Consider the following 15230-nt stretch of genomic DNA (forward strand, 5'->3'; position numbering starts at 1 on the left):
CTGTTAATTCCTGCCTGCATAGATCTGTGTCTGTCCACCGTCGACAACCAGGTCGATGCCGGTAATAAAACTGCTCCGGTCCGATGCCAGAAACAATAATGCTTCTGCAACCTCCCGTGGAGTTCCCACACGGCCCAACGGAATCGATGGGGTAACACGTGCGATGTAATCGTCAACCTGTTGAGGGGTCATGCCGATTTCGTGTTCGTATCCCTCTGTAGGTACTGTGCCCGGGCTTAGGGAGTTGACCCTGATACCCCGGTCTTTGAGATCACTGGACCAGCTTTTGGCAAAAGAGCGGACTGCTGCTTTGGTAGCGGCATACATGCTGAAAGCAGGTAGTCCCATATCTGCCGTAATGGACGAATTTATAATGATCGAACTTCCATTGTTCAAGATGGGAAGCATCGCCTGTACGGTAAAAAGTGTGCCCTTGACATTAACATCGAAGGTTTGATTGTAAAATTCTTCGGTGATCTGATCAAGTTCTTTGTATTTTCCACCGCCTGCATTTGCAAATATGATATCAAGACTCCCGTGTGCTCCCTTAATAATTTCCTGTACCTGTTTCATTTCGGTAAGGCTGGTAACGTCGGCACTGATTGCTGAAATATTCTTACCTATCCGCTTTTTCGCTGCTTCGAGTGCATCGGCGCGGCGCCCTGTAATGTACACATGTGCACCGTGCTGCGCCAGCAATTCTGCCGCAGCAAAACCTAAACCGGAACTACCTCCGGTCACCAGTGCTATCTTTCCTTTTAAAAAATTCTCCATAATTATTACCTTTTAAATCTGCATTTTTGCATTTTCAAGATCCGCAAAAACCTTTGACGCGATCTCACGTGCACTGGCAACTTTTTCTGTTCCCAGCTCATCTTCCAGTACATCAATGATTAGCCAGATATTTTCCTGCGGAACGCCCAACTGCGATGCAGCGATATAATGTGACTGTATAATTGGCTCCACACCGCCCATACTGATCAAGGTAGCTATAGTGATGATCTCCCTGGTGTTATAGCTTAACAGATCCCGTCCGAATATATCGAAGAAAAGATGTTCCTTGAGAAATACATCGATGGTCGGGACAAGCGTCGCATAGCCTGTACTTTTAAGCGCTGATGCACTCATGCCTGTTATTTTCATCTGTACGGCCTCACCATTTTCATATTTGTCCGATGCATCCCCAATGAGGCCAGACTCTTTTCCCAAATCATCAGCTATCCCTCTTTCTTTTCTATCATTCAGCACTGCAATCAGCGTATTGATTCCCCTTACACTGCGTGGCGATCCTGCATAAGAATAGAGATGAATAAAAACTTCCTTTATCTCATTGACTGTAACACCAAAATCCAGCGCCTTATGTAGAGCTGCTGTTAGTTTGTCCAAACGACCAATCGTCGTATAGGCAGATATGGTAATTACCTGCTTCAACCAGTTCTGATCTTTTATGTCGTCTATCATAGATTGTTCTTTTGTTTAATTCCACAATTTTGTTTTTCACTGTCGGCATACGGCAATCAATATCCATCGTAAGCCGTTCAGTATGTTCATCTGGGCAGGGGTGATAGACCGTGGCTGCCTTTGGAAGATGTTCCTTCCCGTTCGCCAACGTCCATTGCAGCCATCTGGGCTTCGCCAGAAAATGCGCCCTGTATTTTAATACTGGCAAAACCTTCCTCCAGCATTTTCAGATCCTGTTTGTCAAGTACCAGATCAAGAGCACCTAGGTTCTCGTCCAGATGTGCGATTTTGGTCGTACCCGGAATCGGAACGATCGATGGTCCCCGGGATAGTAACCACGCCAATGATACCTGGGCAGCAGTTGCGCCTTTTTCCCTTCCGACCCTGTTTAAGAGGTTAATTACAGCCCAGTTGGCCCTTCGGGCTTCAACAGTAAACCTTGGAAATCCTCCCGTATTTCTCAGATCTCCTGGCAGGTACTGTGTTTCGGCAGCAATCGTACCGGTAAGATACCCCATGCCAAGTGGAGACCAGGGCACAAAGCCGATTCACAGTTCTTCGCAGGTCTGCAGGACTTCCACCTCCGGTTGTCTTGACCAAAATGCATAATGGTTCTGAACTGCCGTGATCTGCTGAACGGCATTTGCCCGGCGGATGGTTGCTTCACCTGCTCCTGAGAGTCCGAAATGGTTCACCTTTCCTTCAGCGATCAGTTCCCTTACCGCTCCGGCTACTTCTTCAATCGGAACCTCTGGATCTATACGGTGCTGGTAATAGAGGTCTATATAATCTGTCTTCAGCCTCCTCAGCGACTCCTCACAAACCCGTTTGATATGTTCGGGGCGGCTGTTTTTGCCCAGTGTCCTGCCATCAGCTGTTATATCAAACCCGAACTTCGTACTGATCACCACATCTTTGCGAACAGCCTTCAATGCTTCACCGACCAGTTCCTCACTCTTAAAAGGACCATATACCTCGGCCGTATCAAAGAAACGGACACCCCGGTCGTAGGCGTGCCTGATGGTCTTAATGGATACATCCCTGTTCATTATCGGAGTACCATAAGCATGGACAAAATTCATTTCACCAAATCCCAGTGCGGTCACTTCCAGACTGCCCAGTTTGCGCGTTGGTAACGCACTAGTGATCTTACCCATCTTATGCTGGCTTTTGGGATGCGAAAAACCGGTGTTGGGTACTGCCATTGCCGCGGCTGCCAGGGCTCCGGTGGCAATGAATTTTCGACGGTTGAAATTATTGCTGTTTTCCATATGATTTTCATTTACGGTACTTGCTATTTTTTGCCCAATCCCACAAGGAATTCAACGGTTGCCGGATCATAGTGTGAAAAGAACAGGCTTTCTCCCTGATCCAGTTTCAGTATTTCATCCATATCGGCGTGTGTGAGTGAAAAATCGAAAACTTCCATATTCTGTACCATACGGTCTTTGCTGACTGTCTTAGGGATGACCACGATATTGCGCTGGATCAGGTAACGAAGGGCTACCTGTGCCACGGACTTGCCATACTTATCGCCAATGGTCTGCAATGTTTCATTATTGAAGAAATCATTTTTCCCCTCCGCAAATGGTCCCCATGACATTAATTGTGTCCCGTGTTTTTTCATGATCTCCTGCGGCTTTACCTGCTGGTTGAAAACGTGCGTTTCCACCTGGTTTACTGCCGGTTTGATTTCTACATTTTCGGCAATATCGATAAAGCGGTCGGGATAGAAATTGCTTACGCCGATGGCCCTAACCTTTCCTTCCCTGTAAGCTTCCTCCATTGCACGGTAGCTGCCATAATAATCGCCGAAGGGCTGGTGGATCAGCAATAGGTCAATGTAGGACGACTGTAGTTTTTCGAGCGATTCTTCGATAGATGTCTTTGCTTTTTCATATCCGGCATTGGAAATCCATACTTTGGTGGTAATGAAGAATTCTTCACGGGCGATGCCACTTTTGATCATGGCATTGCCCACACCTTCTTCGTTTCCATAGGCCTGTGCGGTGTCGATAGAACGATAGCCGGCACCAATGGCATCCGTAACACATTGTTCACACTCTTCCGCTGTAACCTGGTATACACCGTAGCCCAAAATGGGCATTTCAATTCCGTTATTTAATTTTACATATTCCATATTCTTGTATTTTATGTTTTTAATCTAACTGTTATAATTCTGTAAGCGTTTTGTCGGGATACGTGATCCGTTTTGCTATGTCCGTATTTCAGTTTTAATATAAATCTACCATCGTCGCATCTGATACAAAGTTCCCCAAAATGAAATCCTTACGTGGTATATCGATTACGGATTATACTACCATTTTTACTTATCACAGCATTAAAGGCAAAAATCCAGATACGGAAACGCCTCTGGATTTTCTTATTATATTTTTACTGATCGTGAACACTATAAACTCGACATATCTATGACAAACCGATATTTTACATCGCCTTTCTCCAATAGTTCAAATGCATCATTTACATCCTGGATAGGTATGATCTCACTGTCGGCGGTGATACCATGCTGAAAACAGAAGTCCAGCATCTCCTGGGTTTCTGCAATACCACCGATGTTGGAACCTGCAAAACTTCTTCTGCCCATAACCACATTGAAGGCGCCTATTTCCAAGGGTTGCGGAGGGAGCCCTACCAGAACCACTGTACCGTCGTGACGCAGTAAATTCAGATACATGTTGACGTCGTGCTTTGCTGATACCGTGTCGATAATAAAATGCAGCTGACGGTTATAAGTTGCTATCTGCTCTTCATCGGATGATAATACGGCGTGGTCGGCTCCCAATCGTTTTGCATCGTCAACTTTAGCCGGTGAAGTGGTGAACACGGTCACTTCTGCACCCATTGCCTTTGCAATCTTGATGGCCAGGTGTCCCAATCCGCCGATCCCTAAGATACCCACCTTTTTACCGGGGCCTGCTCCCCAATGTTTCAGCGGCGAATATACGGTGATACCTGCGCAGAGCAGAGGGGCGGCGGCTGCCAGATCCTCAAAAGCAGGCATTCTCAATACATATTTTTCATCGCAGACGTATGTTTTCGAAAAACCTCCGTACGTATGACCTCCCAAAACCTGATCTACACTGTTGAAGGAGAAGGTTACGCCTTCCTCACAAAACTGCTCGATACCCTCATCGCAGTATTCACAATGTCCGCAACTGTCCACGATACAACCGACACCCACCAGATCGCCAGGCTTGAAGTCCTTGACGTGATTTCCAACCATGGTCACCCTTCCCAATAGCTCATGGCCGGGTACAATAGGCCACATGGTTCCACCAAAATCGTCTTTTACCTGGTGTAGATCGGAATGGCAGATGCCACAATATAAAATTTCGAACTCCACATCATGCGGCTGTACTGCCCGCCTGTTGATGGTGATTTCCTCCAGCGGTGCGCTGGCCGATGCCGCTCCATATGCTTTTACCTGTCTGATATCCATATCTATCTATTTTAATTTTAATTGTTGTTTACTTCCTTGAAATATCACGGAATGATGACCGCTTTGATCACATCGGGATTTCGTTCCCTCATGAGCTGTAATCCCTCATCCAGCTTATCCCAGCCCTTCAGCACATGTGTGACCAACGGGGTAGGATCCAGTCTTTTATGGGCAATCAGTTGTAAAAGTCTTTCAAAATACTCCCTTCCATCCTGGATGAGTACTCCGGTCAGGAACTTCTCCATGCCGCCATATTCCCAGACACTCAATGGTATGGTCACATTTTCCTGGAAAAAGATGGATACACAGGCTACATGTCCGCCAAACTTAACCGCTTTTAATGCTGTCGTGAACGATTCACTGGCGTCACCACCACTGGCAATCAGTACGCTATCTACTGGCTGGTTCGCTGTCAATGCCATGACCTGCTCCAATATATCCCCATCCTTGTAATCGATGATATCGGTTGCACCATATTGCTTGGCCAGCTCCACTGTATTGGGTCTCGATCCAACGGCAATGATACGTCCTGCACCCCGCAGAGCAGCAGCGGCAACCGCCATCAGGCCAACGGGGCCAATGCCCATGATCAGAACGGTATCGCCAAAACCAATTTGCATACGCTCGACGCCGGTAAAACCCGTGCCGATCATATCCGGTATCATTACCGCCTGTATATCTGTTACGCTTTCAGGAATATGTGCCAAGCGGCTATCGGCATCTACAGCCTTTACCAACTCTGAAAAGTTTCCTCCCAGTCCTGGATCTTTTGAAAAGTAGGGGTTCAGGTCCTGATGGTATTTAGCTTCGCCACGTTGTGCCTTGGGATGTCTCCAGTTCGATCCGGCACTGGGAATGACCACACGGTCTCCGGGCTTGAAGTCCTTCACCAGCTCACCGACCTTTTCTACGATACCCACGCCTTCATGACCGATAACTTTGCCAACAGCATTTGGCCAGGCGGCAGTTTCAATGAGATGCACATCGGTTGTGCACGTCGCCACGGCCGTAGGACGCACCAATGCGTCATATGGACCTATTTCAGGGGCGGGAAGTTCTTCCCATAGTGCTTTTCCTTTTTCTTTTAAAATATAACCTTTCATATCTTTTATCTTATTTACCCGGTTTACTGATACCCAGGTTTTCATTTTTATGCAGTTCGGGATCTTCGATGATATTAGTTACAAATGCCGCAATGCTCTTTCTGGAAATAGCCTGCCCGGATTCCTGCTCACCTTTTCTTGTGATCGCATAATCCACTTCATCCGAATCGGTGAACCAGTCGGGACGAAGGATCGTGTAATCCAGACCCGACAATTCAATGACATCGGCCAACTTTCTGTAAGGAACCAGTACCGGCTTGAGGGGCGTCTCGTATATACCGATCGAACTGATCGCAATTATCCTTTTCACGCCAGTCTCCCGCATCGCCAGGGTAATGTTCCTTGCCATGGCCTCCAGATCTCCGGCAAGGTTCATATAGACGATGTCCTTACCTTCAATGGCCGACAACAAATTACCGTATACGGTAGCATCTCCCTGAATCAGGTGGCAGCCATCGCCAAGCCCATCTGCTAAACTATTGATATTGCGGGCAAACAAGGTAAGTTCAACATTCTCTAATCTTTTCAGGTCTGCGATGACATACCATGCCAGACTTCCTGTGGCACCTATTACAATTACTTTTTTCATTTATTTATTAGACTATAGGGTACATTAAGATGCCCCTGAATTTGAACAACGTTATGAAAATTATGATATCCTTTTAAATTACACATCCTTAAGTACAGACTCTCTTTCCCTAAAACCTATCAGATTGATCTTGTCGATTTGAGAGCGGAACTCATTCAGCTCAGCCTGTGTAAACGATACGTCGAATGCACCAAGATTTTCTTTTAAATGGTGAAGTTTCGTCGTCCCGGGTATAGGAACAATGAAGGGCTTCTGCGCCAATAGCCAGGCCAGCGAGATCTGGATAGGAGTTGCGCCCTTGCGGTCGGCCCATTCACGGACCAGATCAAGCAGGCCCATATTGTTCTGGAGCGCTTCAGGACTCATGTAGGGCACGGCAACAAAACGTGATTCGGGAGCAAAACGGATATACTCGTTGAATTTGTCGCCCATCATTCCCCTGACAACAGGACACCAGGGTACAAACCCGATCCCCAGTTCTTCACAGAGATCCAGGGTTTTATATTCGTGAACCCGTTCCATGATGGAATACTCGTTCTGAAGAGCAGCTACGGGCTGCACCGCATGCGCCTTCCGGATGTTTTCCAGGGAAGGTTCGGACAGGCCGAAATGTAAAGCTTTCCCTTCCTTGATCAGATCCTTTACCGTTCCGGCGACATCCTCTATCGGCACATTTGGATCCACGCGGTGTAGGTAAAGCAGGTCGATACGGTCGGTCTGCAAGCGTTTCAGTGAACCCTCTACCGCTTTGCGGATACTGCCCGGACTAGAATCACGACCTATGCTTTTGCCATCTTTGTCGATCACAAATCCAAATTTTGAGCCGATAACCACTTTGTCACGGATGGGCTTCAACGCTTCTCCTACATATTCTTCACTGGTGTAAGCCCCGTAAACCTCAGCGGTATCAAAGAAAGTGACACCCTGCTCGTAAGCCCTGCGGATCAATTTCACCATATCCTCTTTCTTCCTTGGGGGATTATAGCTGTTGCTGGTCATGCTCATACACCCGAGCCCTATTCCGGTTACTTCAAGAGCGCCCAATTTTCGTGTAGGGAGTGTTCCTTTTCCGGTTGCATGCCCTGCTAGCTCACCCTTGTTCGTATTACTCAGCGGATTAGTGCTACCCTGTGCAAATCCCAGTTGCCCCAGCACAATAGCCGATGTTGCCATTGCACCGGATGCTAAAAATTTCCGTCTGTTAAATCCATTATCTTCCATGTCAATATTTTTTAATGTAAAACCAACCAGTTACTATAAAACCAATAGCACCAAGAACTTTTTACCGTAAAGCAGTATGTTCTTTTATTTATCTTATTCTTCCGATAATTCTAACAGATCTTTGTTCAGACGTTCTCCCTGTATCTGTATTCCTGATAAAGTCTCCTCCATCTCTGCCAGATCAGCTGATGTCATCTCAACATCGACTGATTTCAGGTTATCGTCTATGTACGCTGTTTTATCCATACCCGGAATAGGAACAATGAACGGCTTTTGCGCCAGAAGCCATGCTAACGCGATCTGTACCGGTGTTGCATTTTTACGCTTGGCGATTTTTGTAAGCAGTTCGATCAAAGGCATATTCGCTGTGATGGCCTCAGGAGTAAACCTTGGAAATATGGCCCGCAGATCGGTAGCACTGTCAAATTTCGTATCGGCAGTAATCTTTCCAGTCAAAAATCCTGTACCTATGGGCCCCCAAGGGACAAAGCCGATACCCAGTTCTTCACATGTGGACAGCACCGATAGCTCTGGCTCTCTGGACCACAGGGAGTACTGGTTCTGTACTGCGGTTAGAGCCTGTACCGCATGTGCCCGGCGGATTGTTCCGGCACCGGCTTCGGACAGCCCAAAATGTTTCACCTTTCCTTCCTGTATCAGGTCTTTTATCGTGCCAGCTACATCTTCGATCGGGACATTGGGGTCAACCCTGTGCTGATAGAACAAGTCGATATAATCTGTTTTCAGTCTTTTCAACGAAGCCTCCGCTACTTTTCGGATATGTTCGGGACGGCTGTTCAATCCGCCTTCCTCTGAAATCATACCGAACTTGGTTGCCAGCACAACTTCCTTGCGGATGGGTGCTAATGCTTCTCCCACAAGCTCTTCGTTTGTAAAGGGACCATATGCTTCGGCGGTATCAAAAAAAGTGATCCCCTTTTCAAAGGCGTACCGTATTGTCTGAAGCCCTTCCTCTCGGCTAACCCCAGATCCTGTACCAAAATTTAAATTCATGCAACCCATGCCGATAGCGGAAACTTCAAGGTTACCTAATTTTCTTTTTTCCATATTATTATCTGTTGAACAACCACAAACAAGTGATTGTATTGTAAAGTATTCGATAAATTTTTCCGAAACTCAACGATGTCCTGCATTGCTTAGTTTACTATGCAAAGTTCAGCAATACTTCATCCATAAATGGTATATAGATTACTGAATCCTCTACCATTTTTACGGATAATGTACTCAAATGAAAACCGTTACAATGGAAGATTCTGCATTTTAACAGGTCATGGAATACGATACAAAATGAGCACGAGGATCAACCTCATCGTTTTAAAATATGTAAAAGGGACATAAAGAACATAGCAAACCGTGAGTATTCAATTGTGTAAGGATATTCATTATTGCGACTGATTTTTTAAAATGAATCTTAAGTGTTTTAAAGTCTGAAAGTCTTTAATAGGTATACATATTACTTATTAACTACCATTTTTACTGATTATATTCCAAGAGGTCGGCAGAAACTGTGAAATGTGTAATTTTGTATCATTAAATTTAGTGGATATGGATATGGATAGGGTAATAAATTTTAATACGGTAAGTGACTATAGTAAGTTCAATAAAAATGAGACCTTGCACCCATTGGTAAGTATAGTTGATCTGTCAAAAGCGGAACCCCGATTGGGATACAAGATGTACTTTAACCTTTACTGTGTTGTACTTAAAAAGACAAATTGTGGGGATCTAACTTATGGTAATAGTATCTATGACTATCAGGAGGGAACATTGGTATTTTTCGCTCCAGGACAGATCGCAGGAAACAGTAATGAGGCGTTTTATCAACCTACAGGAACAGCACTTGTATTCCATCCAGATCTGATTCACAATACTTCGCTGGGCAAAAAAATCAATGAATACGGTTTCTTTTCTTATAACACAAACGAGGGGTTACATATATCTGACAAGGAGAAAAAAATTGTGCAGGAATGTTTCCAGATGATCACTTCTGAGCTGAACCAGTCTATAGACAAACATAGTCGGAAAGTCGTTTCTTCCAATATAGAACTCTTGCTCAATTATTGCGACCGCTTCTATGACAGGCAGTTTATTACACGGGAGCATATCAATAAGGGGATACTGGAAAAGTTTGAAGAACTGATGCTGACTTATTTCTCTTCGGACGAACCGTTGACAATAGGACTTCCTTCTGTTGCCTATTGCGCTGACAAACTGAATCTTTCTCCAAACTATTTTGGTGATCTGATTAAAAAGGAAACCGGAAAGACGGCAAAGGAGTATATTCAGAACAAAATCATTGAGGAAGCGAAAAACAGAATCTTTGGAACGGATAAAACGATTAATGAAATCGCTTATGAGCTGGGCTTTAAATATCCCCAGCATTTTACAAGGGTGTTCAAATCTCGTACCGGTCTTACACCCAATGAATATAGGGTGACACTGAACTAATAGATGTAATGAACACTATATTTGGTTGAAGAAAGGGTGTGTTTCTGTGATTTACCAAGATTTTTGAAAAGATCGGTATGAAGTATTTAAATCGAAAAGAGTGTAGTGACAAATATCATCACACTCTCATTTGATAACATATCAAATCCTTAAAACCCAGTTTTGATTTATGCCGTTTCAATCAATTTTTACCAACCGTTCATTTTAGCTAAATAATTCTCACTTCGGAAGGTGGGTTATTTATTACCTTAAATTTCTTTATTTTTCCACTTTGGATTAGAGCATGATATTTAAAAAATTATCTTGTGGTACGGCGAATGAAGATTTACTGCAAAATTCGCAGTTTAATTTGAATGGATAGTAATAATTTTTCTAGCCTTCCTGCACCAAATGCTGCAAGTTCGGGTCGTTCTTAATACGCTCCATTTCATTGACAATAATATTCATAACATCTGACTTTATCTGACGATAATTGCTTTCAATCTTTTGTTTCATTTTATCCTCGCCCTGCTCATCTACAAAAGATAAAATCTGTGGTATCTTCTGATAGGCTTTGGTTTCGGCTGCTACCTTGTCATTATCCACCCCGATTTCAGCGTGAAAGATTTTTTGCTCGATACGCTCGTCAAAGTTATCTGACACGGAACCCACGAACATACCCTGCGTAAGCGTTGAAATTTTAGACGCAGGAATGAGGCTGTCTAACTGCGTGGATATGGAAGTTGATTTGTCATTGCGGTTGATGGTCATACTTTGGCGTTTCTGCAATACTTTTCCGAAACGTTCCGAAAGGCTTTTTGCCGTTTCGCCCACAACCTGCCCACTGAATATATTACCAACAGTATTCTGAATTACCTTTGCTTCTTTGTCTGGAGATTTCGCTGAAACTGACCACCCGATTTCGGTTTAAACTGACCACCTATTCCGCTTGAAATTGACCACCCGATTTCGGGGGAAATTGACCAGTTCGAATAATGCGTGAATGCTATAGCGGCCAGCCTACTTTTGATGGATATATAATCCATCGAAATGGCCAATTCCACTATTAGCATGAGCAAGATCAGACAGATACTCAGAATGTATTCCCAAGGGCGTAGCAAGCTTTCCATCGCTACCCATACTGGTGTTTCCCGTAATACGGTCAAAGTTTATTTAAGGGCCTTCAGTTCCAGCGGCTGTAGTTTTGAGCAGATTGATTCACTTAACGATAAGGAACTGGATGATTTCTTTGGCAAGAGCCGTGAACAAGCTCCCAATAACCGGTTAATATCGCTTCAACGTTGTTTTCCCCGCATTGACCGTGAACTAAAGCGGACCGGGGTTAGTCTTATGATGCTATGGGAGGCCTATATGAAGGAGTTTCCGGATGGCTTCCAATATACCCAGTTCTGTTTCTACTACAACCAGTGGAAGAACAGGGTGAACCCCGTGATGCACTTGGACCATAAAGCGGGCGATAAACTTTTTATCGATTTTGCGGGACAGAAACTCGCCATCGTAGACAAGAATACGGGCGAGGTAACCCAGGTGGAGGTCTTCGTTGCCATCTTGGCCGCCAGCCAGCTCACCTATGTTGAAGCGGTCATGAGCCAACAGAAAGAGGACTTTATCTCGGCCTGCGAGAACACGCTCCATTATCTTGGCGGTGTTCCGGCAGCCATCGTACCTGATAACCTCAGGGCAGCGGTTACCAAGAGCAACCGCTACGAGCCTACCCTAAACGATACCTTTGCCGATTTCGCAGACCACTATGGAACAACGATCCTGCCGGGCAGGGCATACCGCCCAAGGGATAAGGCACTGGTGGAGGGAGCGGTAAAGATAGCCTATAGCCGCATCTATGCCCCGTTGAACAAAAAGGTATTCCATTCGCTGTCCGAGCTCAATTCGGCCATACTGGAGGCGCTGGAATCCCATAACACACAACTTTTGAAAGGTCGCAACTACAGCAGGAGGCTGCAGTTCGAAGAGATCGAAAAAGAGGCACTGAATCCTCTTCCGGTACTGCGCTATGCCTTCAAAAAGCAGCACTATGCCACCGTTATGAAGAACGGGCACGTGAACCTAGGAGTGGACAAACATTATTACAGCGTACCATTCCGCTTTATCGGTAAAAAGGTCAAGATAATGTACAGCAGCTCAAATGTGGAGGTATTCTATCATTATGAACGCATCGCCATGCACAAGCGGATGAAAAGCCCCTACAACTATACCACCGACAGGGAGCATATGGCCACCACCCATAGGTTCGTTACTGATTGGACACCAGAGCGTTTTCTGGAATGGGCCACCAGCATCCATGACGACGTGAGGCTCTATATCTTAAAGGTACTGGAGCGCAAGCAACATCCAGAGCAGGCCTACAGATCATGCGTGGGTATCCTTGGCTTTGCCAAAAAAGCCGGCAACGAACGTTTGATCAATGCCTGTAGAAGGGCGCTGGGCTTTGGTATCTACTCCTATAAGACCATACAGATGATATTGGAGAAGAATATGGACCAGTACCCCGAAAGCCTCTTTGCCGATGAACTCCCTATGCCCAGCCATGACAATATCCGTGGCGAAGACTATTACCAATAACCCTTAAAATAGATAAAAAATGAACACGAGCACACTTGACAAATTACAGAAACTGAAGTTCTACGGCATGTTCCATGCCTTTAAGAGCAGCATCGAAACCGGACAGACCGACCAGTACACCTCCGATGAGCTATTGGCGCACCTTATCGATTCCGAATGGGATTACCGCCAGAACCGGCGGATCGAACACCAGATACTGTATGCCAGATTCCGTTATAAAGCTTCCATAGAGGAGCTCCACTACCATGTGGATCGGAGCATTGATAGAAACCAGGTGATGAGGTTGGCAGACTGTACTTTTATCGACAGGTTTGAAAACCTGCTCATTACCAGAAGTACGGGGATCGGAAAAAGCTACCTCGCCTCGGCAATCGGACATCAGGCATGTATGCTGGGCTACAGGGTATTATATGCCAGTACGCCAAAGCTTTTTGCCAAACTGAAAATGGCCAAGGCCGATGGCTCCTATATCAAAGAGGTTGCAAAAATTGAAAAACAGCAGCTATTGATCCTAGATGATTTCGGCATACAGCCCTTCGATGCCCAGAGCAGGGCGGCTTTGATGGAGATCATCGAGGATCGCCATTCAAAGACCTCACTTATCATTACCTCACAGCTGCCGGTAAGCAAATGGCATGAAGTGATCGGTGAAAAAACCATTGCTGACGCAATATTGGATAGGATTGTTCATGATGCACACCGTATTGAACTCAAGGGAGAATCAATGCGAAAGAAAAGGATGCCTGTGCAAGAAAATAGCTTCCAATAAAACACAACTTTTAAATCACTACTTTTGTTAACGCTTCTATAGCATTTGCAACGTTCGTTCGCCAGCGAATTAGGTGGTCAATTTGCCACGGAATTACATGGTCAGTTTCTCCGAAATCTACAACCTCTGTCGGTTTCCTGCATATTTATCTCATAATCTTGAAAAGGATTATCACGTATCAAGCCTTTTTTGATAGCCAATTCAGCGAGACTTAACACCGGCATCGTGTACACCCAAACTGTATTATGAGCTGATTGCAAATCGTATCGGAGATAAAAATCAAATTCACGGATGAAATCGGTAGTTAATTCCCGGAATGCCATATCAGCACGATGATAGCGTTCTTTAATAAAATTGGTTAGATGGTTGTAAACCGTGATATACTTGTTATAGGTGCTTTGTGAACGTTCTTCTTTTTCAACCAGTCTTTTAAAATCTTGATTTTGGTCGTTGAATACTTTTAGTATTGCATCATCCATTACACCGACACCAAGAAAAGAAAGCTTTACTTTCTGTGCTGTGGCAAAACCTTCGTGTTTCTGCATATCTTCGTATATCTTGTCGATACGACCACGTATGTTATCCAGTTTCTGGTTAATGTTCAATGCAACGGCACTTTTGCCTTCAACTCTTCCATACTTTAAATCCCAATTATTAGGATTAATTTCTAACTTTGTACCCAAAGTCTTAGCTGTTCCATCAATGGTAATACGTGCCATAATCGGTGCATTACCGTTCTTTTTCAGTTCGTTCTTTTTCAAATAGAAAAGCAGTTTGAACGTCGATTTTTTTGTCTGCTCCATAACTCAAATGTTTAATGTTTAAAATTAAATTATACTGAGTTACAAGGAAATGGAGATAGTAGAGCAAAATACTGAAATATAACCAGTTAGGCTATATCATTGCTTTTGTCAATCAGTAACGAATTAGTAACCTAACCTTGTCATTTTAAGCCTAAAACTTATCAGACACCGAGTTCCAAACTACGACTACTATTTTATAAAACATTGTATAGCAAAGGTTTTAATCGTTTTGCTTACTTTTGCTTTTTATTAATCTTTTTTATTTAAAAAACTACAAAGTTTTAGAAACGAAAGTTGAAGATGGTTACAATGCTGATGACGAAGTTGAAAAGCATCTTCAGGCAGATATTATCATTTTGCAAACGCCTGTAAATTGGGAAAATGCCCCTTGGATATACAAAAAATATGTAGATGAGGTTTTTAATAGTGCATTGAAAAGCAAAAAGTTTTTGTCAGGTGATGGACGTTCGGAAGCGGAAGGGTTTAAACAATACGGTATGGGTGGAAAAATGCAGGGAAAAAAATTTATGATTTCTGCCACTTGGAATGCCCCAAGAGAGAGTTTTAACAATCCTGAAAACCCTCTTTGGAAAGGAAAAACTGCGGATGATGCTCTGTTTAATATTGCTGCAAACTACCTGTTCACCGGCTTTGACGTCGTTCAAGGGCATTATTGCTACGATGTTTACCACAACAAACACATTAAAGAATATATAGAAAACTATCCTGCATATTTACAAAAAGTGTTTAAAATCAAATAAAAACATTCAATAGA

Annotated in this window: 14 protein-coding genes and 2 pseudogenes; 4 read left to right on the forward strand and 12 right to left on the reverse strand. The window is 44.2% G+C overall.

Translation table 11 applies throughout. The features are described 5' to 3' along the window. Positions 1-3: 3 nt before the first annotated feature. From WH188_RS08265 to WH188_RS08305, 9 genes and pseudogenes are all read right to left on the reverse strand, one after another. Positions 4-774 (reverse strand): SDR family oxidoreductase, encoded by a 771-nt coding sequence (locus WH188_RS08265; protein WP_339423776.1) that lies wholly within the window; start codon positions 772-774, stop codon positions 4-6. A gap of 12 nt (positions 775-786) precedes the next feature. Next, complete coding sequence (locus WH188_RS08270) at positions 787-1461, reverse strand: carboxymuconolactone decarboxylase family protein (protein ID WP_339423777.1); 675 nt, start codon at positions 1459-1461, stop codon at positions 787-789. 86 nt (positions 1462-1547) lie between these two features. Beyond that, positions 1548-2732 (reverse strand): annotated as a pseudogene (locus WH188_RS08275) (aldo/keto reductase). A 23-nt stretch (positions 2733-2755) separates the two neighbouring features. Then, complete coding sequence (locus WH188_RS08280; RefSeq protein WP_339423778.1) at positions 2756-3601, reverse strand: aldo/keto reductase; 846 nt, start codon at positions 3599-3601, stop codon at positions 2756-2758. Positions 3602-3871: 270 nt separating this feature from the next. Further along, positions 3872-4921, reverse strand: coding sequence for an NAD(P)-dependent alcohol dehydrogenase (locus WH188_RS08285; protein WP_339423779.1), 1050 nt, complete (start codon positions 4919-4921; stop codon positions 3872-3874). A gap of 44 nt (positions 4922-4965) precedes the next feature. Beyond that, positions 4966-6069, reverse strand: a complete 1104-nt coding sequence (locus tag WH188_RS08290) for a zinc-binding dehydrogenase (protein WP_339423780.1) — start codon at positions 6067-6069, stop codon at positions 4966-4968. Next, positions 6035-6613, reverse strand: coding sequence for an NAD(P)H-binding protein (locus WH188_RS08295; protein ID WP_339423781.1), 579 nt, complete (start codon positions 6611-6613; stop codon positions 6035-6037). The genes WH188_RS08290 and WH188_RS08295 overlap by 35 nt, the downstream gene beginning before the upstream one ends. Before the next feature lie 78 nt (positions 6614-6691). Further along, on the reverse strand, positions 6692-7834 hold the full coding sequence (locus WH188_RS08300) for an aldo/keto reductase (RefSeq protein ID WP_339423782.1): 1143 nt from the start codon (positions 7832-7834) through the stop codon (positions 6692-6694). 93 nt (positions 7835-7927) lie between these two features. Further along, positions 7928-8857 (reverse strand): aldo/keto reductase, encoded by a 930-nt coding sequence (locus WH188_RS08305; RefSeq protein ID WP_339423783.1) that lies wholly within the window; start codon positions 8855-8857, stop codon positions 7928-7930. A 549-nt stretch (positions 8858-9406) separates the two neighbouring features. Here WH188_RS08305 and WH188_RS08310 point away from each other — a divergent pair. After that, positions 9407-10303, forward strand: coding sequence for a helix-turn-helix domain-containing protein (locus WH188_RS08310; RefSeq protein WP_339423784.1), 897 nt, complete (start codon positions 9407-9409; stop codon positions 10301-10303). Between the two features lie 372 nt (positions 10304-10675). On the opposite strand, the pseudogene WH188_RS08315 reads toward WH188_RS08310, so the two are convergent. Continuing rightward, positions 10676-11173, reverse strand: a pseudogene (locus WH188_RS08315) (conjugal transfer protein TraG); the annotation flags it as partial. Continuing rightward, on the reverse strand, positions 11155-11355 hold the full coding sequence (locus tag WH188_RS08320; RefSeq protein ID WP_339423785.1) for a hypothetical protein: 201 nt from the start codon (positions 11353-11355) through the stop codon (positions 11155-11157). The gene WH188_RS08320 and the pseudogene WH188_RS08315, both read right to left, overlap by 19 nt. Here WH188_RS08320 and istA point away from each other — a divergent pair. Next, on the forward strand, positions 11354-12883 hold the full coding sequence (istA, locus tag WH188_RS08325; RefSeq protein WP_339423786.1) for an IS21 family transposase: 1530 nt from the start codon (positions 11354-11356) through the stop codon (positions 12881-12883). The two genes, WH188_RS08320 and istA, sit on opposite strands and share 2 nt — an antisense overlap. Before the next feature lie 19 nt (positions 12884-12902). Further along, on the forward strand, positions 12903-13652 hold the full coding sequence (gene istB, locus WH188_RS08330) for an IS21-like element helper ATPase IstB (protein WP_339423787.1): 750 nt from the start codon (positions 12903-12905) through the stop codon (positions 13650-13652). 101 nt (positions 13653-13753) lie between these two features. On the opposite strand, the gene WH188_RS08335 is transcribed toward istB, so the two are convergent. After that, the gene (locus tag WH188_RS08335) at positions 13754-14455 is read right to left on the reverse strand and encodes a phage integrase SAM-like domain and Arm DNA-binding domain-containing protein (RefSeq protein WP_339423788.1); all 702 of its coding nucleotides are present in this window, start codon (positions 14453-14455) and stop codon (positions 13754-13756) included. A gap of 239 nt (positions 14456-14694) precedes the next feature. On the opposite strand from WH188_RS08335, the gene WH188_RS08340 reads away from it, so the two are divergent. Further along, complete coding sequence (locus WH188_RS08340) at positions 14695-15216, forward strand: NAD(P)H-dependent oxidoreductase (protein WP_339423789.1); 522 nt, start codon at positions 14695-14697, stop codon at positions 15214-15216. Positions 15217-15230: the final 14 nt, after the last annotated feature.

Origin of the sequence: Sphingobacterium sp. MYb388, assembly GCF_037479535.1 — a bacterium.
Classification (GTDB): domain Bacteria; phylum Bacteroidota; class Bacteroidia; order Sphingobacteriales; family Sphingobacteriaceae; genus Sphingobacterium; species Sphingobacterium anhuiense.